This window comes from Dyella sp. 2HG41-7, from assembly GCF_021390675.1.
Taxonomy (GTDB): domain Bacteria; phylum Pseudomonadota; class Gammaproteobacteria; order Xanthomonadales; family Rhodanobacteraceae; genus Dyella_B.
Window position 1 is genome coordinate 1,250,217 of record NZ_JAJEJV010000004.1, and the last position, 20,381, is coordinate 1,270,597.

At 59.2% G+C, this 20,381-nt stretch carries 15 protein-coding genes; 7 read left to right on the top strand and 8 right to left on the bottom strand.

What is annotated here, in order from left to right:
* The first annotated feature begins 1 nt into the window (after position 1).
* Genes L0U79_RS06890 through msrA form a run of 3 tightly spaced genes read left to right on the top strand, consistent with a single transcriptional unit; the run spans position 2 to position 2,167 of the window.
* Positions 2 to 934 (top strand): DMT family transporter, encoded by a 933-nt coding sequence (locus L0U79_RS06890; RefSeq protein ID WP_233841135.1) that lies wholly within the window; start codon positions 2 to 4, stop codon positions 932 to 934.
* A gap of 11 nt (positions 935 to 945) precedes the next feature.
* Positions 946 to 1,464 (top strand): adenine phosphoribosyltransferase, encoded by a 519-nt coding sequence (locus L0U79_RS06895; protein ID WP_233841136.1) that lies wholly within the window; start codon positions 946 to 948, stop codon positions 1,462 to 1,464.
* A 49-nt stretch (positions 1,465 to 1,513) separates the two neighbouring features.
* On the top strand, positions 1,514 to 2,167 hold the full coding sequence (msrA, locus tag L0U79_RS06900; RefSeq protein ID WP_233841137.1) for a peptide-methionine (S)-S-oxide reductase MsrA: 654 nt from the start codon (positions 1,514 to 1,516) through the stop codon (positions 2,165 to 2,167).
* A gap of 58 nt (positions 2,168 to 2,225) precedes the next feature.
* Here the strand turns inward: msrA and L0U79_RS06905 are convergent, their stop codons facing one another.
* The 7 genes from L0U79_RS06905 to L0U79_RS06935 form a co-directional block, all read right to left on the bottom strand.
* Positions 2,226 to 2,807, bottom strand: a complete 582-nt coding sequence (locus tag L0U79_RS06905) for a DUF3501 family protein (RefSeq protein WP_233841138.1) — start codon at positions 2,805 to 2,807, stop codon at positions 2,226 to 2,228.
* Positions 2,808 to 2,864: 57 nt separating this feature from the next.
* Positions 2,865 to 4,208, bottom strand: coding sequence for a heterodisulfide reductase-related iron-sulfur binding cluster (locus tag L0U79_RS06910; RefSeq protein ID WP_233841139.1), 1,344 nt, complete (start codon positions 4,206 to 4,208; stop codon positions 2,865 to 2,867).
* A 181-nt stretch (positions 4,209 to 4,389) separates the two neighbouring features.
* Entirely contained in the window at positions 4,390 to 4,806 is a 417-nt protein-coding gene (locus L0U79_RS06915; RefSeq protein ID WP_233841140.1) for a rubrerythrin family protein, read from the bottom strand.
* 147 nt (positions 4,807 to 4,953) lie between these two features.
* Complete coding sequence (oxyR, locus tag L0U79_RS06920; protein WP_233841141.1) at positions 4,954 to 5,898, bottom strand: DNA-binding transcriptional regulator OxyR; 945 nt, start codon at positions 5,896 to 5,898, stop codon at positions 4,954 to 4,956.
* Between the two features lie 165 nt (positions 5,899 to 6,063).
* Positions 6,064 to 7,125, bottom strand: coding sequence for a hypothetical protein (locus tag L0U79_RS06925; protein ID WP_233841142.1), 1,062 nt, complete (start codon positions 7,123 to 7,125; stop codon positions 6,064 to 6,066).
* A 129-nt stretch (positions 7,126 to 7,254) separates the two neighbouring features.
* Positions 7,255 to 8,661 carry a S8 family serine peptidase gene (locus tag L0U79_RS06930; protein WP_233841143.1) on the bottom strand — a complete coding sequence of 469 codons (1,407 nt, stop codon included), beginning with the start codon at positions 8,659 to 8,661 and terminating at the stop codon, positions 7,255 to 7,257.
* Between the two features lie 206 nt (positions 8,662 to 8,867).
* Positions 8,868 to 9,596 (bottom strand): winged helix-turn-helix domain-containing protein, encoded by a 729-nt coding sequence (locus L0U79_RS06935; protein WP_233841144.1) that lies wholly within the window; start codon positions 9,594 to 9,596, stop codon positions 8,868 to 8,870.
* A gap of 159 nt (positions 9,597 to 9,755) precedes the next feature.
* Between L0U79_RS06935 and L0U79_RS06940 the strand changes: the two genes are divergently transcribed.
* The 4 genes from L0U79_RS06940 to L0U79_RS06955 all read left to right on the top strand — a co-directional run bounded on the left by L0U79_RS06940 (position 9,756) and on the right by L0U79_RS06955 (position 19,945).
* Entirely contained in the window at positions 9,756 to 12,440 is a 2,685-nt protein-coding gene (locus L0U79_RS06940) for a M1 family metallopeptidase (protein WP_233841145.1), read from the top strand.
* Between the two features lie 119 nt (positions 12,441 to 12,559).
* A complete protein-coding gene (locus L0U79_RS06945) occupies positions 12,560 to 16,693 on the top strand; it encodes a hypothetical protein (RefSeq protein ID WP_233841146.1) in 4,134 nt (1,377 codons plus the stop codon).
* Positions 16,686 to 17,510 carry a peptide chain release factor N(5)-glutamine methyltransferase gene (prmC, locus tag L0U79_RS06950; protein WP_233841147.1) on the top strand — a complete coding sequence of 275 codons (825 nt, stop codon included), beginning with the start codon at positions 16,686 to 16,688 and terminating at the stop codon, positions 17,508 to 17,510. The genes L0U79_RS06945 and prmC overlap by 8 nt, the downstream gene beginning before the upstream one ends.
* Positions 17,511 to 17,629: 119 nt before the next feature.
* Positions 17,630 to 19,945 carry a TonB-dependent receptor gene (locus tag L0U79_RS06955; RefSeq protein ID WP_233841148.1) on the top strand — a complete coding sequence of 772 codons (2,316 nt, stop codon included), beginning with the start codon at positions 17,630 to 17,632 and terminating at the stop codon, positions 19,943 to 19,945.
* Positions 19,946 to 20,032: 87 nt separating this feature from the next.
* Here the strand turns inward: L0U79_RS06955 and L0U79_RS06960 are convergent, their stop codons facing one another.
* Positions 20,033 to 20,377, bottom strand: coding sequence for a hypothetical protein (locus L0U79_RS06960; protein WP_233841149.1), 345 nt, complete (start codon positions 20,375 to 20,377; stop codon positions 20,033 to 20,035).
* Between the last annotated feature and the right edge of the window lie 4 nt (positions 20,378 to 20,381).

Genomic DNA, 20,381 nt, shown 5'->3' on the forward strand with positions numbered 1-20,381 from the left:
CATGGCCGACTCTTCCGCCGCGGCGCCCGCGAGCGCCGGCAGCGACACGCATCGGCGTGCGCACGTGGTCCAGATGGCGGTGGGCGCGGCGCTGTTGTCCAGCACAAGCTTGTTCGTCGTGTATGCGCATGCCGCACCGACCGTATCCGGCTTCTACCGCATGCTCTTCGGCGGCAGCATGTTACTGGCGTGGGTGATGATCAGCGGCGGCTGGCAACGCATTATTTGGCGCGACCTTTTATTGGCGATTTTGCCCGCCGTAGGATTTGCGGCGGACCTGATCCAATGGCATCGCAGCATCCTGTGGGTGGGGCCGGGTATTGCGACGCTGCTGACCAATTTTCAGGTATTCCTCATGGCGCTGACGGGATTCCTGTTTTACCGGGAGCGTCCGGCGCGCTGGTTCTTGCCCGGCATGCTCCTGGCCATGGTGGGTCTGTGGCTGCTGGTCGGCGCGCACTGGTCGGTCTTCGATGCGCAACATCGTTTGGGCGTGTGGCTGGGTTTGGGCAGCGGCGTCGCTTATACCGTTTACCTCGTCACGTTCAGGCATGCGTTGAAAACGCATACGCGATTGTCGCCGGCGCAGTTTCTCGGCGTGATGAGTCTGCTTAGCGCGCTGTTGCTTTGGGCGTGGGGGAAGGGCGAAGGCGACGCTTTTCTATTGACGGACACGCAAAGCTGGATCGTATTGCTATCCCTCGGCTTTTTCGGCCAGGTGATGGCGTGGTTGTTGATGGTGCGGGCGATGCCGCATTTGCCTGCCTCGCTCGTTGGCTTGCTGCTGTTGCTGCAGCCTGCGCTGGCCTTTGTGCTGGACGTAGTCCTGCTCGGCAGACCCACCGATATCGGCGATTGGGCCGGACTGACGCTTGCGCTCGCGGGTATCCTATTGGGCGCGTTGCGTCCACGCCGAAACGCATCACAAGCCTAAAGGGAGTGCTCATGTCCTCGTTCGAAAGTCTGATTCGCGCCGTGCCGGATTTCCCGAAGCCGGGCATCCTGTTTCGCGATATCACGCCATTGCTGGCCGACGGCGCCGCCTTCGCGCGCTGCGTCGATGCGATGGTGGAACCGTGGATGGACAGTGGTATTCAGGCGGTTTGCGGCGTGGAGTCGCGCGGCTTTATCTTTGCGGCAGCCATCGCGCAGAAACTGAAGGCGGGCTTCGTGCCGCTGCGCAAGCCAGGCAAACTGCCGCCGCCGGTGAAGCATGCGGATTATCAGCTCGAATACGGCACTGATCGGCTTGAGGCCGGCGTCGACATCTTGCGCCAGGGCGAGCGCGTCTTGCTGGTGGACGATGTGCTCGCGACCGGCGGTACGCTGGGCGCGGCCCGCAATCTGCTCGGGCAATTGGGCGCCGATATCGTGGGCGCATCCGTGGTGATTGAATTGCTGGCGTTGCAGGGCCGCAAGCTATGGCCGGGCAACATTCCCTTGCATACGGTGTTGCATTATTGAGTTTCCGGACATACCTCACGCCTAGTCACCCTTACTGGAGGTTGCCGTCATGCTTGGCATTGGCGCGTGGAAACAACGTATGCCGCGTTCGGAAGATGCATTGCCCGGACGCGATGTGCCCCTGGTGATCGCGCACGGCCACCACGTGCATGGGCGTCCTTTGCAAAAAGAAGCGTTCCCCGGCAGCGAGTCGGTGCTGTTTGGGATGGGTTGCTTTTGGGGCGCGGAGCGCAAGTTCTGGAGTCTGCCCGGCGTGCTGACCACCGCCGCGGGCTATGCGGGCGGCTATACGCCCAACCCTACGTATCGTGAAGTGTGCTCCGGCATGACCGGTCATGCCGAAGTGGTGCAAGTGGTGTACGACCCGTCTGTGATTTCGTTCGATACGTTATTGAAAGCGTTCTGGGAAAGTCACGACCCGACGCAAGGCATGCGCCAAGGCAACGATGCCGGCACGCAATACCGTTCGGCCATCTATACATCCAGCGACTCGCAGCGCGCGGCCGCAGAAGCATCCGCCAAACGTTTTCAGGCAGAGCTGGCGCCCGAGGGCTATGGCGACATCACGACTGAAATCGGTGCGTCGATGCCGTTCTACTTTGCCGAAGACGAACATCAGCAATACCTGTCCAAGCATCCGGATGGCTACTGCGGATTGGGCGGGACGGGAGTCGTTTGTCCGATCGGCCTGATGAATGCGTGAGCAAGCCGTGCGCGGGTCGGGCTATCCGATCTGCGCATGCGATTCGCCGTAAGCGGGCTTACTCGAAATCTTCCGCCAAGGTTTTGCGCAGCGACTCGGGCAGCGCCGCTTCTTCGCGCATGGCGGGAATCGTTGAAGCGAGCGTCACCGGCGCGCCCGCTTTCCAATCCTTGATCATCCCCTCATCCAGCTCAAAACGCAGGAAATGCACAGCGGCCGTTTTCTCTTCCGTGCTGCGATCCATATCTTCGTCCGCGATCGCGGTGATCGGTGCGTGTCCCGCGACGGTCATGGTGATGCCGTGTTCGATGCCGACCAGACGCGCGAGTTCGCGTTTGCGTTGTTCGACGTCGGGATATTCCACGAACAACGTGGCCTTGAGATTTTTCCCGTCAGGGATCAGCGGATTGTAGGCTTCCAATTCCTCGTTAATGCCTTTCGCTTCGAAGATGCGCTCGATGCGCAGCATTTCCTGTACCTGATATTGAATGGTGAGCCTGTCTTCGAAGCTGAGGTTGATATGTTCGCCAAGATGCACGCTGCGCGCTTTCTTGTGCGACATCACGCGAGCACGGAAGTCCTGGCGCTGTGCCGCGTACGATTCGAGCGAAAGCAGGTCGTGTCGCTGTAGTTTATTCATGGCCTGTATGTCGTGTTGCGAAGTTTGCATCGGTAACCTCACGGCATGCGGAAGCGCTCAAATGCCGTATGCCTTGCGTAAAAGCGTCAGCGGATGTTCCGCTGCAGGGCTGTCGCCCAGGCCGTGCGAAATATGGTTGCCGGCCATCGGGCAATCGCTGGTGAAGTGCGTTGCTTCGGTTTGCGCGACGCGGTTTTCCACCGGCTTGGCAAGTTTTCGCGACAGCGCGTAGGTGGTGTGTTTGACACCGTAGGTGCCGTCGTGGCCGGAGCAGCGCTCGATGGTCGTAATTTCTGTGTCGGGCACCGACTGCAAAATCTCAGCTGTTTTTGGGCCGATTTTTTGCACGCGTTGATGACACGGAACCTGCCACGCGACTTTGCCAAGCGATTGCTTGAAGTCGGTAAGCAGCAATCCGGCTTTATGGCGATCCGCTAGATATTCGAATGGATCGAAGAAGCGATCGCGCACCAACGCGACTTCTTCGTCGTCCGGAAACATCAGCGGCAATTCCTGTTTGAACATCAGCACACAGGATGGAATCGCTGCGGTGAAATCCCAGCCTTCGCGCGCCATCTTGGCGAGGATGGGAATATTGCGCTCTTTGTATTTACGCACCGTTTCCAAATCGCCAAGCTCGAATTTCGGCATGCCGCAACAACTCTCCTGTTCCACCATGCGAACGGGAATTTTGTTGTGCTGGAACACGGCCGCGAGATCTTCCACGACGCCCGGTTCGGCGTGATCGCAATAACATGTGGCGAAGAGGGCAACCTTGCCGCGCGTGCGTCCAGCGGGCTTGGCGTCGCCCGCACCGTCGAGTTTGCGCAGGCGCTTGCGTGCGGTGGGTATCTGATACGTGGGCACGCGCGCCTGGGTATCCACGCCCAGAGTTTTCTCGAGCAATTTACGCGCAGTCTTGTTTTTATTCGCCGCGTTCACGGTCTGCACGACGACCGGAATCGAGGCGATTTTGCCGACCGCGCGCGTATTGGAAAGAATGCGCGCAGATAGCGGCGCGCCGTGCTCGCGAAACTCTACGGCCTTGGCGCGCAGCATCAGGTGCGGAAAATCCACGTTCCACGGATGCGGCGGCACGTAAGGACATTTGGTGAGATAGCAGAGATCGCAGAGATAACACTGATCCACGACCTTTTTGTAATCGCTTTTCGCGACGCCGTCGATTTCCATCGATTCCGATGCGTCGATCAAATCAAACAATGTAGGGAAGGCGTGGCACAAGCTCACGCAGCGACGGCAGCCGTGACATATATTGAAGACGCGCTCCAGTTCCGTCTCAAGCGCCTGCGCATCCCAGAACTCGGGATTGTTCCAATCCAGAGGGTGACGGGTGGGCGCTTCCAGGCTGCCTTCGCGGGCAGTGCCAGTGGGTTCTGCCATTGCTACTGCCTCCGACGGATAGTCAGCACTCGTAACGCAGGTTTTCCTCGCTTACATCAAGCAAGTCGCGCAGCAAGGCAGGATGCTTGGCGCGCAACTTGTCCCCTCCATCCCTCCCCGACACGCGGGGAGGGTTTTGGACATGCGCGACAAGCTCATGCGAGCTTGTCGACGCGATCGATCAAAGTTCGTTGAGCGCTTTCTGGAAACGGTTGGCGTGCGAGCGTTCAGCCTTGGCGAGCGTTTCGAACCAGTCGGCCACTTCGTCGAAACCTTCGTCGCGCGCGGTTTTCGCCATGCCCGGGTACATATCGGTGTACTCGTGGGTTTCGCCGGCGATGGCGCTTTCGAGATTCAACTTGGTGCCGCCGAACGGTTTGCCGGTGGCGGGATCGCCGCATTGCTCAAGGTATTCCAGATGGCCGTGGGCATGACCGGTTTCACCCTCGGCCGTGGAGCGGAATACCGCGGATACGTCGTTATAGCCTTCGACATCGGCTTTCGATGCGAAGTAGAGATAGCGGCGGTTGGCCATCGACTCGCCGGCAAACGCATCTTTCAAACTTTGCTCCGTCTTGGAGCCTTTCAGCTTGCTCATGACATCACCTCGTGGCGTTGGGCTTGAGAGGGAATTCAGAGCGACCTCGTCGGTCGGACCCATCGAGGGTAGCGCCGCGCGAGGCGATTAAGAAATTGATTGTTCTTATGAGGACGATTGACTGCGACTATCGCTTGCCGCGTGACATCACGCGGTTCGGCGACGTTTCGCAGGCGGTGCATTCACGCTGTGCGGATCGAGTAGATCGTCCGGCAAATGCTTGAACACGTCGGCGAGTTGCTTGAGAAAACTGCCCATGGCCGAGCTCTTGCGCCACACCATCGCAATGCGACGACTGGGCGCCTGGCCGCTGAATTCGATGAGCTGCAAATTGGGCGCTTGCGCGATCGGCGGTTTCACCGCAAGCGTCGGCAACAACGTGATGCCGACGTTGGCCGCCACCATTTGGCGCAAGGTTTCGAGACTCGTTGCGCGAAAACCGCTCTTTTCGCCAGCGCCTGCCATATGGCAAACCTCCAGCGCCTGATCGCGCAAACAATGGCCGTCTTCCAGCAGCAGCAGGCTTTGATCGGAAAGATCGTTGAGCTTCAGCTGCGGACGTTTGGCGAGCGGATGCGATTGCGGTACTGCCAGCAGGAACGGTTCTTCGAACAGGAATTCGGTGTGCAGACTGTCGTCATGAATCGGCAGCGCAAGAATGCCCGCGTCGAGTTTTCCTTCGCGCAAACGATGCAACACGGTTTCGGTTTTTTCTTCCACTAGCAGTAATTCAAGGCGCGGAAAACGCTCGCGCACCATCGGCACCACATGCGGCAGCAGATACGGGCCGAGGGTAGGGAAGATGCCGAGCCGCACCGTTCCCGACTCGGGATCGACCGTGCGCCGCGCAATGCCTTTGATCTGCTCGATTTCGTTGAGCACCTCGCGCGCGCGATGTGCGATCTCGCGACCGACATCCGTCAGCAACACTTTGCGCGGTGTGCGCTCGACCAGCGCGACGCCCAGTTCGTCTTCCAACTTTTTGATCTGCGTGGACAACGTGGGCTGGCTAACAAAACACGCCTCCGCCGCACGCCCGAAATGTCGGTGTTCGGCCAGGGAAACCAGATAGTGGAGGTCGCGCAGGTTCATTTACCAGCCTAATAGAGGATATCTATGGATTCCTATAGTATGGATTGATGCTGACAATGCAAGTGGCGCACGACCTTTATGGGTCAAAAACGCATGGCTTCATGCAGAAACCTAATAAAAAGCCGGGGATTCCCCGGCTTTTGTCGATAACGAAGCCGCTGGCTTTCAGTTCGACTGGGTGAACTGGATGTACGGCGAAGCGCCGCCAAAGGCGCTGCAGGGACCCAAGTTCAAGTTGTTGCTCTCGCCCGTGGTGCCCGCATTGGCAATGCAGGACGGCTTGGCCGTGCCGCCATAGTTGGCCGCAACGTTTACCGTTATCGCAGAGCCGCTGTTAAACACCGCTTGCGATCCGCCAGCGTTACCGACCACGTTGAACTCCGATTGATTCCAGATCGTGGATAGATACACCACGCTGTCCTTCGCGCTGAAGCTGTAAGCATCCGTGCCGTAGGAGAAAGTAATCGTATCGTTGCCGGCTGCGGTCGCCGTTCCTGTCAACGCAAGGCTGCCAAGCTCGCTAATCGGTACGTCGGGTGCAGCAACGTAGTTGCTGTTACGAACGCAATCGCCGTATCCATCGCTGAACCAGCCGACCGGGCACGGGTTGTAACCGTAGCCGACCAACCAGTACTCCATAAACACAGCAGCTTCGCCTTGCACCATGTAATCGGGCGAATACACGAACTGTTGCCACACGGTGCATCCAGGTTGGTTCCTGCAAGCCGGCGTGGTCGACGTAAATTGCGAATTGATCTGCAGCGTGTATTCGTTCGGACCCAGAATGCCGCCGCCGCCATACGCCGGAACCCCGACACTCTCCACGGACGTTACGCCCGTCACCGACGGGAAGCTGCCCACCGTTTGCGAAATGAGCTTTGCACCAGGGGCTTGCAACACGTAGTCGTTACCATTGCCGGCGGTTTGGACTTGGAACGGTTGTTTCCTGAGACTGGCCGGCAACATGTGCATGTTTGACGCCAGTTGTTTGCACGCTACCTGCTCCCACAGGATGCTGGGATAAGTGGCATGAAAACAGCCTTCCGCGGGCGTTGCGATCTGCGCCATGTTCTCGCGCCATGCCTGCCGGGCAGCTGCTTCGATCGGGCCCACCTGTTGAGTCTCGCTCTGAACTAACGCAGTTGCTGCTTGCGCCGCAAAAGCAGTGGGAAAACTTGTTGCGCCGATAACGCCAGCCAAAAGTATGAACTTCAACATTCCTTGCATGATTGATTCTCCTTACAAACAAAGATGGCAATCACTGCCAATGCGACTTCGGACGGTCCGAGAGTCGTGGTTTCGCGAAGACAAACCCCAGCATTGGCCGGGGTTTGTCGATAGCGCTGTGGTTTCCCATCACGGGTTGTAATCGGCCAACACGGTGATGTTGGAGTAGCTGCCGCCCTGCGGTGCGGTCACTTCGATGTAATACGTGGCGGCTTTTGGCGACGCAATCACGACAGCTTGGCTGGTGCCTGGTTTTGCGGAAGCAAAATCCGCATTGCTGCCGTCGCTAGCAGGCGCGCTGCCGGCTTTTACATACATTGCCACGTTGCCCGAACCGCCCAGCGTGCGAATGTTCAACGTGGTGGCGCCTGCCGGCACGGCGATCGAATACAGCGTGCCGCCAGTGGCGGAGTTCTGGCCGGAAAGCAACACGCCCTTAGTAAGCGGAGTCGCTTGCTGACCGCCACCATCACCGCCGCCACCGTTGCCATTGCTTACAGCGAGGTTGACGGCTGCATAGGCGTCCACAATACCGGCGCCAATCGGGTGATCTTCCGTAACGGGAAACGCACGCGCCGACTTCACCAAGACATTGGTCATCGCGGCAGGGGAGAGCGCCGGTAAACCCGCTGATTTCAGAGCGCCTGCGATCAGTGCTGCAGTACCGGCGACGTGTGGCGTCGCTTGCGAGGTGCCCGCCATGCCGCCATAGGCCCCGTTGGGATCAGCCGGATAAATAGGCGTCGTGGTGCCTAGGTTGATGGCCTGCCAGACGAAACCGTTCGGGTTTGCAGGCTGACTGCACGACGACGCATCGTTCGGGCAAATGCCGCCGCCCGGCGCTGAGATCGTCACACCCTTGCCGTAGTTGGAGTAGAAGGCGCGCTTGCCGGTGATGCCATTGGATGCCACCGCGATGACACCAGGACAACTTGCCGGTGTGAAGTTGGAAACATCGGCCGAGCTGTTGCCTGCAGCGACTACCACCGTTGTGCCACGGCTGATCGCATGCTGGATTGCCGCATATTCCGGCACGCTGGCGTCGCACTGTCCATCACCGCCCAGGCTCATGTTGATGACTTGCACGGGTTGCGCCAAGTCGGGCACGCCAGCGACGTGGCCGCCGGAGGCCCATTCGATCGCATCGGAAATATCGGAGTCGTAGCCGCCGCAATGGCCCAATACGCGCACCGGCAACACTTTGGCGTTGTAGGCAATGCCAGCCATGCCCACACCATTGTTGGTAAGTTCGGCGATTTCGCCGGACACTACGGTGCCGTGCCAGCTGCTCGCCTCACCATCGGCAGGGTTGTTCGAATCGTAGCATTCCATCAAATACGGCTGCGTGTTATCCCAGTCGCCAAGATCCCATCCTCCAGGCACGCGATCATCCGTCGCACGGCCCGAGACGAACGAATCGGTGATGAAGTCATAGCCGACATTGTTGGTGGCTAGCGAGTAACCAATAGCTACTGATACATGTATCAGCCAACGCCGGCTGGTGCGTGAACCCGCGTCATAATCCATCGTGCTCATACGCTCCCCGCGTCAAGATGGAATGCCATGCCACGGACCTCCGGGCGGCACGGCATTTCGGTTCTAAGTTCTAACGCGAGCATGACGTCACACGTTTTGAGCATGTAAGTCTCGCAAGTCGTCTTGTCTTATCAGGCAACTCATATAGCAGTTGCAGGCGTGCACGACATTTAAGTCGTCAATGGCCTTCATTGGCACGTCCTGAGTCACAGTGCTTCGCATATAAGCAAATACCCTTTCCCCCGCACAGTTTTCAGCGGAAGTTCTTCGCCAGCTTGCTGCTGCACTTTTGCACGCAGACGATGGATAGCCATTTCGAGGCGGTGCGGATCGAGATCTTCCGCGTCTTGGGCGGCGGCTTCCATCAACGCTATTCGCAAGACAAGCTTTCCGTTTTCCTTTCCAAGCGTCTTGATGATGCGTTGCTCGGATGCCGTCATTACTACCACTTCTCCATTTGGCGCGGCCAACCGCCAGCCATCGTCTAGAATTTTCCAGCCAGGCGGGGAAGGTTGGTCGGCGACTGCGCTGAACGTTGCGCGACAATTCAAGCGACGGTTGAGGCTGTGCAGTGAGACGATCAGCAATTCCGTGTCGATGGGCTTGGCGAGGCAGAGATCGGCGCCGCTGCGCATCGCTTTGATAGAGTCCTGGTGTCCGTCCCAGCCCATCAGCATCACGATGCCCACGTCTGAGATTTCGCGCAGATATTGCGTTACTGCAAACGCGTCTTCATTGGCGTGGTGCGTATCGAGCACCACGATCGCGATGGATTGGGTTACGACGGCGCGATAGAGTTCGCCCGCCGAGACGATGCACTCCGCGTGAAAGCCGCCGCTGCGCAAGTTTGGCAACAAAATGTTTTGCTGCGTTCCGGTGCCGTTGTCGAGCACGGCGACTTGGATAGGGGCGGTTGCGCCATAGGTGAAAGACATCCGTTGATCTGTCATCGGCGCGGGACTCGTTCCTGGAGTGCGCTCCTAGCATAGGCAGCTCAGCAGAGGCTGATCATCAGACTATGCCGTCTGGCACTGTGGCAAATGGCCTACTTCACCTAGCGTGAATGGTTTTAGACACCGTAGGTGGGGATAGTCATGCATCGTCTTATTCGTCCGTTCGCCATGACAGCGTTGGCGCTTTGCTGCAGTGCGGCGTTCGCTGCCACGCCAGCCGACCAGGCTCCGCATGGGCAGTTGCCGCGTTGGGCGGTGCCCACGTCATATCGCTTGGCCTTCAAGGTCGATCCTGCGCAGCAGACGTATACCGGCACGACCACCATCAAGGTCGATCTGAAGCAGGCGTCGGATCATCTTTGGCTGGACGGTCGCGATCTCGATGTTTCCAAGGTGACGATCACCGACGCCGCCGGCAAAACGTACGACGGTAAATACGTCGCGGTTGCGCCGAAGGAAGGCGTGTCGCGCATCGATTTCGGCAGCACGATCAAGCCGCAGGCGTTGACGCTGACCATCGACTATACCGCGCCGCTCAATCAGCAGCTGCAGGGCTTGTACAAAGTGAGCCACGCCGGCGTGCCGTATGCGATGACGCAGATGGAACCGATCAGCGCGCGCTACGCGTTCCCGGGTTTTGATGAGCCGGGCTTCAAGACGCCATACAACATCACGCTGACGATTCCGTCGGATCTGGTTGCGGTGGCCAACACCAAGCAGATCAGCGACACCGCCGCCGGCGACAAATGGAAAACCTTGACGTTCGCGCAGACGCAGCCGCTGCCGACGTATCTCGTCGCGTTTGCGGTGGGTCCGTGGGATATCGTCAACGGTCCGGATATTGCACCGGACGATTACCGCACTGAAGTGCTTCCGCTGCGTGGCATCGCCGCGCACGGCGAAGGCCATCGCATGCAGCATGTGCTGAGCGAAACGCCGAGCATCATCCACACACTCGAAAACTACTACGGCTTCGGTTATCCGTTCGGCAAGCTCGATCTGCTCGCTGCGCCTGATTTCTCCGCCGGCGCGATGGAAAACCCGGGCCTCGTTACGTTCCGCGATTGGCTGCTGTTGCTCGATCCGGATTCTCCGGCGAAATACGTGCGCGGTTCGTTCAATGTGACGGCGCACGAACTCGCGCACCAATGGACCGGCGATACGCTCACGTTGGCGTGGTGGAACGACATTTGGCTCAACGAAGCCTTCGCGACGTGGATGCAGCAGAAAGTCACCATGAAGGTGCATCCGGAATACCGCGCCGATTTGGATCGCATCCTCGGTGCGCAGGGCGCGATGCATAACGACAGCCTGGTCAGCGCGCGCATGATCCGTCAGCCGATTACCGGCAATGGCGATATCGAAACCGCCTTTGACGGCATCACCTATCAGAAGGGTGCGGCCGTGATCGGCATGTTCGAAGGGTATGTTGGCGAAGACGTGTTCCAGAAAGGCATGCGCGCGTACGTTCAAGCGCATAAATTCGGCAACGTCGAGGCCAGCGATCTGGTCGGTTCCATTGCGACGGCCGCCAATCAGGGCGACGCGTTCAAGCACGCGTTCAACAGCTTCCTCAATCAGTCCGGCGTGCCTTACGTGCAGACGAAGATGGAAACCAAGAACGGCAAAACCGTTCTGCATCTGACGCAAAGCCGCTATCTGCCGGTCGGCAGCATGGGCGACGCCAAGCGCGTGTGGGGTATTCCGGTTTGTGTGCGCTACGGCACGGCCGACGGCAGTAAGGTTCAGTGCGAAATGTTGGATAAGGCCACCGGCAGCATGGAACTTGCCGACGCCAGCAACCCGACGTGGGTGATGCCCAACGCGAATGGTCGCGGCTATTACCGCTTCAGTCTGGCCAAGTCGGAGTGGGCCGATCTTACGCAGCACATCGGATCGTTGAGCGACACCGAACAGTTGGCGTATGCGGACGGTATCGGGGCAGGTTTCCAACACGGCGATCTGGATGCAAGCGATGCGCTCGCCGCACTCAAGCCGCTCGCCAGCGCCAAGACGCGCGAAGTGGTACTTACGCCGCTGGAAACCATCGGCTGGATCTATAGCAACGAAGCGATCACCGACGCGCAGCGCGCAAAAGTCGCAGCATGGGTGAAAGACGCCTATCTGCCGCGTATGGAGCAGCTGGGCTATCAGCGCAAGCAAGGCGAAGCCGATGGCGACAGCCTGCTGCGCACGGCGCTCGCGCACGAACTGGCGTTGGACTTCAAGGTTCCGGAAGTGCGCGCGGCATTGCTCAAGCAGGGCGATGCGGCCATGACGAAGAAAGCGGATGGCCATTTGAATCTCACCGCCGCCGATCCGGATTTGCTCGGCGAAGCGTTGTCCGTATCCGTGCAGGAACATGGCAAGCCGGCAGTTGATGCGTTGATCGCAGAAATTCCGCAAACCACGGACCCGGCGTTGCGCAATGCGATGCTGCAAGGTTTGAGCGCCGCCGAAACGCCTGAGCTGGCGGACGAAGCGCGCGATTTCGCGTTGACCAAGCAAGTGAAGGTCGGCGAGATGGCGGCGATTCTTCGTGGCAGCCGCGATACCGCTGCGCAGCGCGACGCGTTGTGGCATTGGTTTACCGGTCACTACGACCAAGTGCTGGGTCGCACCGGCAGCTTCGGCAGCGGCATGCTGCCGCGACTGGTGGGCGGTGGCGGCTGTTCCAAGGCCGAAGCCGATCGTTTGCAGACCTACTTCGAGCCGCGCTTGAAGGACATCACGGGTGCGGATCGCGGGCTGGCGCAAACGCGCGAACAGACCTTGCTGTGCGCCGCGTTGAAGGCCAAGCAGGATCCGTCGGCGATCATGCGCTGATCATCGGTTAATCGCAGTCGATGAACGCCGGACGGCCCGTGCCGTCCGGCTTTTTTTTGCCCACGCCGGGCGGCCGGCAATTCTCGGTACACTGAAAGGGACTCGACCAGGGGGACCTTATGCGCCAGTGGAAATGGATGCTTGGGCTGTTGTTCGTCGCCGTGTCGTTGCATGCGCAAGACATACCGACCGCATTGCGGGATTGGCAGGGTTGGGTATTGCACGATGTGCCCGCGCACGCATGCCCGTTCTTAGCCAATAGCAATCCGAATGCGGGTTCCTATCAATGCATCTGGCCCGGTCGATTGAGTGTCGAGGCGGCCAAGGACGGTGGGCGATTCATTCTCGATGTACAGATCGATGCGCCCAGCTGGGTCGAACTTCCCGGCGGAGATCACAGCTGGCCGCAGGGAGTATCGGTCAACAACAAGGTGTTGCCGGTGCTGAGTCGCGACGGTCATCCGGCGCTTTGGTTGGAGCCTGGCGATGACACCGTGCGCGGCAGCCTGCCATGGGATTCCCGCCCCGCGCGCTTGCGCGTACCGCCTGAGATCGGGTTGGTTTCCCTTGAAGTGGATGGTCATCCTGTAGAGCGCATCGAACGCAACGGCGATCAACTTACGCTGGGCGAAGCCGCTGCGGCGCAACGCCAGGCCGACGCGATTTCGGTGCGTGTATATCGGCATCTCTCCGATGGCATGCCGGCGTTGCTGGAAACGCAAGTCGAAGTCAACGTCACCGGCAGTGCGCGCGAGCAACTGTTGGGGCCGGCTTTGCCGAAAGGCTTCGTCGCGACGTCGCTGCAGAGCGAATTGCCGGTGCAGCTGGACAGCGACGGACGTCTGCGCATGCAACTGCGCCCAGGGGAGTGGACGGTGACGCTCGATGCGCGCGGCATCGAGACATTGCATGCAGTCAATTTGTCGCTCCCCGCTGCGCCTTGGCCGAAGCAGGAAATATGGAGCTATAGCGACGCACCGGCGTTGCGCACAACGCGTGTCGACGGCCGCCTCACCGACGCGGGGCAAGCGGATGTCCCTGGGGATTGGGATCAACTGCCAGCCTATGTGCTCGACAACAGCAATGGTCTCACCGTCGAGCAAGGCGTGCGCGGCGGCGAAGGCGGTCCTGGCGATCAAATTCATCTTCAGCGCGAGATGTGGCTGGACTTCAACGGTCGCGGCCTGAGCATCAGCGATCATCTCACCGGCAAATTGCAACGCGCGCAACGTCTTGATGTCGCCGAACCGTGGCGCTTGCAGCGCGCGGAACAAGACGACACGCCGATGCTCGTCACGCAACAAGGCGGCGGACATAGCGGCGTCGAATTGCGCGATGCGAATTTGGATATGCATGCGGGACTTCGCATCGACGATCGCCATGGTTCGCTGCCGAGCACAGGATGGCTCGCGCCGATGGAAGACATCGATGGCGTATTGCATCTTCCCTACGGTTATCGGCTGATTGGCGCAAGCGGCGTCGATCGCTCGCCGGATTCGTGGATCGCGCAATGGAGCTTGCTGGATCTGTTCGTCGTCGCACTGATCGCATTGCTTGCCGGGCGATTGCTCGGCTGGCGTTGGGCAGTGCTGGCGGCGTTGTTTTTGATTCTGTCGCAACACGAGGCGGGTGCGCCGCGCTGGGTACTCGCTCTCGCGTTGGCCTTTGCGTTGCTGATGCGCGCATTGCCGGTCGGCAGGTTGCGTCAGGTTTCGCAGATCATCGCGTCCTTGGCATTGGCGTTGACCGTGTTGTGGACGCTGCCGTTCGCCAAAACGCAATTGGAGTCTGCATTGCATCCGCAGCTTGAAAGCCAGGGCAGCGACGCGACGCTGAATGCCGTCGTGCAGATAGGCAACGCAAAGAAGCAGGAGGTGAGGCCTGCGATGTATCGCCAGGATGTATTGCCCCAAAAGGCTGTCAGCGAGGCTGCGCCCAAGGAACCGCCGCCGCCTGCGCCAGCCGCGGCTCCCGCGGTTGAAGAAGCGAGCGTTGCGCCGGTTCGGGCGAACCAAACGCTTGCCAGCGTCACCGTGACGGGCCAATCAATGGCCAGCATGGACTTCGTGGGTGAAGAGCGCGGCCACAACACCATCCAGGCGGGCGCTGGTCAGCCGAGCTGGGATCTGGATAACAACTATCGACTGGCTTGGTCGGGACCGGTGACGCCCGAGCAAACGATGCGCCTGATCATTGCGCCGGCTTGGCTGGTTCGCCTGCTGCGCGTCGCGATGCTGGCGTTGTTGATCGTGCTGCTTGGTCGGATGGCGCGCGATTTGATCAAGCCATCAAGTTCACCGCTTTCGGGCTGGCGTCCATGGCGTGCGGCGGCAGCGTGTCTAGCACTCGCCTGTGCGCCGCATTTCGTTCACGCACAAGCTACGCCGAATCCGAATGTGCTGAGCGAGTTGCGCAATCGTTTGCTGGAGGCGCCCAAATGCGCGCCGAATTGCGCGGTGGTCGCTGTCGCCAGTTTGCGCGTGGCGAACGATCAGGCGACGCTGGATATGGAAACGCACGTTGGCGCACCGGTGGCGGTGCCGCTGCCGCAGGCGGGAACGAGCATGCAGCTCGCCGATGTCACTGTCGACGGACGTGCCGATGCAACGTTGGTCAAACGCGACGATCAGTCGTTCGTGCGGTTGGAAGCGGGCGTGCATCACGTCGTGTTGAGTTATCGCCTTCAACCGGTCGATAGCGCAACGTTGAATTTCACACTGCGTCCGCAATGGCTTTCGTTCAATGGCCAAGGGTGGTCGCTGGATGGAGTGGAGGGTGGTCGTTTGCTGGGCGATAGCATGACACTCAATCGCGTGCGCACGTCCACCGACGGAGCACAGGCTCCGCTTTCGCAACAAACGTTTCCGCCTTATGTTCGTGTGACGCGTCGCATTCTGTTTGGCGTGGATTGGACCGTTAGCAATACTGTTGAACGCATGGCTCCCAGCGACGGGGGCTTTACCACCGATATTCCACTACTTGCCGGCGAACATCCTCTGGGCGAAGGCGACCACGTGCGCGACGGACGCATCAGTGTCACGTTCAATGCTGGCGTGAATCAGGTGAGCTGGAATAGTCGTCTTGATCACGCCGATACCATGCAGCTCAAGGCGCCTGCGTTGGGCGAGCGGACCGAAATTTGGCAGCTCGCTGTCGCACCGATCTGGCACGTCGAAACCAAGGGATTGCCGGTCAACGACAACAGCGACGGACTTAGTTTTGTTCCGTTGCCGAATGAGTCGCTCAATGTCGCCATCAGTCAGCCCAACACAGTAGGTGGCGACAGCCTGGCGTTCGATACGGTGACCGCGAGTAGCAATGTCGGCGATCGCGCCACCGAGACCACGCTCGATCTGGCGGCACGCAGCACGCGCGGCGGTGAGCACGAGATTGCGTTACCTTCCGGCGCGACGTTGCTGAGCGCGACGCGCGATGGCGAGTCGCTGAGCCTCGCGGTGCGCGATGGCAAGCTGAGCTTGCCGTTGCTGCCAGGTAAACATAACTATTCGCTGCAGTTGCGCGAACCGCAGGGCATCGGGTTACTCACCAGGACTTCCGCCATCGCGCTAGGCGCACCAACCGCGAATATTTCCCTGGGATTGCAACTGCCGCAGGATCGCTGGGTGTTGTGGACGTGGGGTCCTTCGGTCGGGCCTGCGGTGCTGTACTGGTCGCAAGTGGTGGTACTTTTGCTCGCGGCGTGGTTGCTCGCGCGCTATGCCCCTACGCCGCTAAAGTTCCATCACTGGCTATTGCTTGGTCTGGGTTTTTCGGCTTTTGCGTGGAGCGCGTTCGCATTTGTGGTGCTCTGGTTGATCGCGCTCGGGTTGCGTGCACGTCACGAGACGGCGGTTGCGGGACTTTCGACCAAGGCATTCAATTTGCTGCAAGCGGCGATGGCGGCAGTTACCGTGTTGGCCCTGATCGTATTGATTTCCGCGGTGCCGAAGGGATTGCTCGGATTGCCGGACATGCATGTCGCCGGCAACGATTCCTCCGCGTGGGAGTTGCACTGGTTCGCAGATCAAGCTGACAAGACGCTGCCGAGTGGCGGCGTGTTCAGCATATCGTTGTGGTTCTACAAGATCGCCATGCTCGCCTGGGCGTTATGGTTGGCCAACGCGTTGATTGGATGGCTGCGCTGGGCGTTCGACGCATGGACAAAGGGCGGTTATTGGCGCAAACGCGAGTCGAACGCGTCCGCGCCGCCATCGCCTGCGCAACCCGCCACCGATGGTTCGCACGATGCTTGATGTGCGAAGCGCATTGACCGAGGCATCGCGTCGACTCGATAGTCGAGTCGACGCCGAAGTGCTGCTTGCGTACGCCTTGAGCAAGCCGCGCAGTTGGCTCATTGCGCACGCAACCGATGCGCTGTCGACCGAACACATGTCGGCGTACGCACTTTTGATCGAGCAGCGCGAAGCCGGCGAGCCGGTTGCGTACATTACGGGTAGGCGCGGCTTTTGGTCGCTCGATCTGGAAGTGACGCCGGATACGCTGATACCGCGTCCAGAAACTGAGTTGCTGGTCGAGCTGGCGCTTGAGCGCGTGCCGATGGATGGTGCGTGCAACGTGCTAGATCTCGGTACGGGATCGGGTGCGATTGCGCTGGCGATTGCGCGCGAACGTCCCAATGCAGCGATTGTCGCCACCGACGTAAACGCAGAGACGCTTGCAGTCGCGCAACGCAATGCACGACGGCATCACTTTGGCAACGTCAGCTTCGTGCACGGCGATTGGTTTGCGCCGTTGAGCGATCGTCGCTTTGACGTGATCGTTTCCAATCCGCCGTATATCGAAAGCGCCGATCCGCATCTGGAGCAGGGCGATTTGCGATTCGAACCCATGGGCGCGTTGGCATCGGGTGCCGATGGCCTCGACGATATTCGCCGCATTATTCGTGGCGCGCATCTTCACCTTGTTCCAGGTGGCTGGTTGTTATTCGAGCATGGTTGGAATCAGGGCGATGCGGTACGCGCGTTGCTTGGCGGCGCAGGTTTCGTGGAGCTTTCGACTGCGCGTGATCTGGAGCAGCGAGACCGCGTCAGCCTCGGGCGTATGTTGTGAGTCAGCTTCGGTTGTCATTCTTCTTGAAGTTCGGCGTAGACTGCAGCCGTTATTAAGGGGCCCGGTCTATCGGCGCATCCGGGCACGAGAACGATAACGTTTGCTCCGGACACACCGCCATGAATACCTGTCGTCGTGTTGTCACCCGCCGTTTGCGCGTGCAGCGTTGTTTGCCGTACGCGATTCATTTGCTTGTGGCGAGTACGATTGCACCCGCTGCGATGGCGCAAACATCAACGCAGCCGGCATCGTCGAGTACGGCGCCTACACCACCTTCCAGCAGCAAGCAGGCTGTCACGCTAAGCGAAGTGATGGTGACGGCGAATCGTCGTCGCGAACCGGAACGCGAAGTTCCAATGCACGTGGATACGGTGCAAGCGGCGACGCTGCAGCAGCTGGGTGCGAAGAACCTCAACGATTACGTGTCGTATCAGCCCGGTGTGTTTTTCGCGAGTGCGGGCGGCACGGGGCAGGGCGAGTTGGTGATGCGCGGGGTGTCGACCGGCAACCAGACGAGTCCCACGGTGTCGCTCTATATTGACGATGTGCCGGTTGGCGGCAGTACCGTCTATGCCGCTGCAGCGACGTTCGTTTTCGATCCGGCCTTGCTCGATCTCGATCACATCGAATTTTTATATGGGCCACAAGGCACGTTGTACGGCGCCGGTTCGATGGGCGGATTAGTGAAGTATGTGACGGTCAAGCCAGATTTAAGTGGTTTCTCTGGGAATGTAGGCGGCGACGTTTCCAATACGAATCGTGGCGGCATAAGTTATTCCGAACACGCTTCGGTCAATCTTCCTTTAGTCAAAGACAAAGCATCGTTGCGCGCATCCGTGGTGGATCAGCACACCACCGGTGTCTATCAAGCAGTGGGCGAAACGCCGGCAGGCGGCGCCGATCGCGCGCATACGAAAGGCGCGCGCATACAGCTTGAAGTCGATCCCATCGACAAGCTGACGTTGAACGTTACCGCGATGGCGCAAAAAGCAATGGCCGATGGGTTGTCGATGGGTGATTTCAATCTGCAAGGCCAGCCGATATCTGGCGGTCCCTACAATCGCGCGCTCAATCATCGCGAGCCGTTTACGCAGACGCTGCAGCTCTATTCCTTCCACGCGGGCTACGATTTCGATTGGGTGACGGTGGACTGGATCAGTTCTTATCAGAAGTTCGTCAATCACAGCGTGCAGGATTATCCGGATTCGTTCCTGGGTCTACTAAACGAAATAGGTCCGTTGTTCGGTGTTTTTCAGCCGCTGAGTTCGCTGTATGTCGATTCGCAATACACCGTACACAAATCCTCGCAAGAAATTCGCTTCACCTCGCGCAAGAACGAGACCTTCGATTGGTTGTTTGGCATGTGGCTTAACCGCGAGGATGTCTGGGAGCAATACGTATTGGAAGGCGCGAATGCGCCACCGCCGGGTGTGACGCCGCTGATCGCGCAAGCCGTCAATGCCAGGTTTACCGAATTCGCCGGCTATGGCGATCTCACCTGGCATATCAATCCGACGCTCGACTTAACCGTGGGCGCGCGAGCCAGCGGCAACAGTCAGCATCTTTCCAATGTCGAGGAAGGTCCGTTCGCGGGAAGTCCTGGCGGTTTTCGCGAGCATGTGAACGACCAGGATGTCACCAAGATAGTTACGCTGAGTTGGCGGCCCACTGACAAGGACAATTATTATTTGCGCGCGTCCACCGGTTATAGACCCGGTGGATTGCAGGCTCCACTGCAAAGCACGTTACTGGTGCCTAATCCTACGGCAACAAATACGTTCGGCTCCGACAATCTGGAAAGCTACGAACTCGGTTACAAGGGCAGCTATCTCGACCGCCATTTGAATGTCGGCGTTAGCGGCTATGACATCGAATGGCATCACATGCAGCTGTACACGTACACGCTGGGCAATACCATTATTCAAAATGCCGGCGATGCGCGCATCAAGGGCCTCGAGATGCAGGCCAGCTATGCAAAGGGTCCGTGGCAGTTGGGCGCGTCCGGCAGTTATACGGATGCGTTTACCAATAACGGCGCACCGCAGCTGGGTATTCAGCCGAATGCGCCGTTGCCGTATTCGGCGCGATGGGCGGGTACCGTGAACGGCAAATACAACTTCACGATAGTCGGGACGGCGGCCTATGTCGGGGCGACGATGCGCGGCTCAAGTCATCGCAATGCTGGTTTCGACGGCGACGTGAGCGATCCGAATTTCAAGCTGCCGGGTTTTATGTTCCTGGATTTCAATGCGGGAGTGAATCTGCGCAACGGCACGAATATCGATTTTTATGTGCGCAATGCGTTCAATCGGCAAGTGCCGATTGGAACGCTTAACGACGAAGCGGTGAATTTTCTCGCTTCGGTCGGCGGCCCCATGCTGGTGCAGATGTCGACGCCGCGCACGATCGGCGTGGCGTTCAATGTTCCGTTCTGACGCGCGAACTGAAGTTGTCCGGCGCGATGTCGGACAACTTCAGTCATGGTTCGCTTGATTTAGATGCGCGCTTGAATCTCGCGCCGATTACCTGGACGGATCGACGATAACGCGGCCGATCTTGCCTAGGTCATGCCCCTTTTTATCCAGTCCAAACAGATCCATGCCGCCGACCGGGCAGTCGTTGGGAATGGTCGCCTCGAGCTTTTGATTGCCTGCGTTTTGAACCGCGGAGGCGTGGTGGTAATTGTTTTGCCTAAAGTCGATCTCGCTTACCTTGTTAATGGTGTCGTCACCTGTGAGCGTGATCTTTGCACCAGCCATAGCATGGCTTGGATTGACCGTAGCATTGGTTGCCATCGTGGTTTCCTCAGGTGGACGCTTGGCCAAAATGCCAAGCGTGAAAGCTTTACCACCCGAGTTATAAATCACGCGT

Excerpts from the sequence above, each read along its gene's own strand:
- L0U79_RS06905 (WP_233841138.1), bottom strand. The coding sequence starts at position 2,807 with ATGAATAAACTACAGCGACACGACCTGCTTTCGCTCGAATCGTACGCG.
- oxyR (WP_233841141.1), bottom strand. The coding sequence starts at position 5,898 with ATGAACCTGCGCGACCTCCACTATCTGGTTTCCCTGGCCGAACACCGA.
- msrA (WP_233841137.1), top strand. The coding sequence starts at position 1,514 with ATGCTTGGCATTGGCGCGTGGAAACAACGTATGCCGCGTTCGGAAGAT.
- L0U79_RS06955 (WP_233841148.1), top strand. The coding sequence starts at position 17,630 with ATGAATACCTGTCGTCGTGTTGTCACCCGCCGTTTGCGCGTGCAGCGT.
- L0U79_RS06930 (WP_233841143.1), bottom strand. The coding sequence starts at position 8,661 with ATGAGCACGATGGATTATGACGCGGGTTCACGCACCAGCCGGCGTTGG.
- L0U79_RS06940 (WP_233841145.1), top strand. The coding sequence starts at position 9,756 with ATGCATCGTCTTATTCGTCCGTTCGCCATGACAGCGTTGGCGCTTTGC.
- L0U79_RS06895 (WP_233841136.1), top strand. The coding sequence starts at position 946 with ATGTCCTCGTTCGAAAGTCTGATTCGCGCCGTGCCGGATTTCCCGAAG.
- prmC (WP_233841147.1), top strand. The coding sequence starts at position 16,686 with ATGCTTGATGTGCGAAGCGCATTGACCGAGGCATCGCGTCGACTCGAT.
- L0U79_RS06890 (WP_233841135.1), top strand. The coding sequence starts at position 2 with ATGGCCGACTCTTCCGCCGCGGCGCCCGCGAGCGCCGGCAGCGACACG.
- L0U79_RS06935 (WP_233841144.1), bottom strand. The coding sequence starts at position 9,596 with ATGTCTTTCACCTATGGCGCAACCGCCCCTATCCAAGTCGCCGTGCTC.
- L0U79_RS06945 (WP_233841146.1), top strand. The coding sequence starts at position 12,560 with ATGCGCCAGTGGAAATGGATGCTTGGGCTGTTGTTCGTCGCCGTGTCG.
- L0U79_RS06910 (WP_233841139.1), bottom strand. The coding sequence starts at position 4,208 with ATGGCAGAACCCACTGGCACTGCCCGCGAAGGCAGCCTGGAAGCGCCC.
- L0U79_RS06925 (WP_233841142.1), bottom strand. The coding sequence starts at position 7,125 with ATGCAAGGAATGTTGAAGTTCATACTTTTGGCTGGCGTTATCGGCGCA.
- L0U79_RS06915 (WP_233841140.1), bottom strand. The coding sequence starts at position 4,806 with ATGAGCAAGCTGAAAGGCTCCAAGACGGAGCAAAGTTTGAAAGATGCG.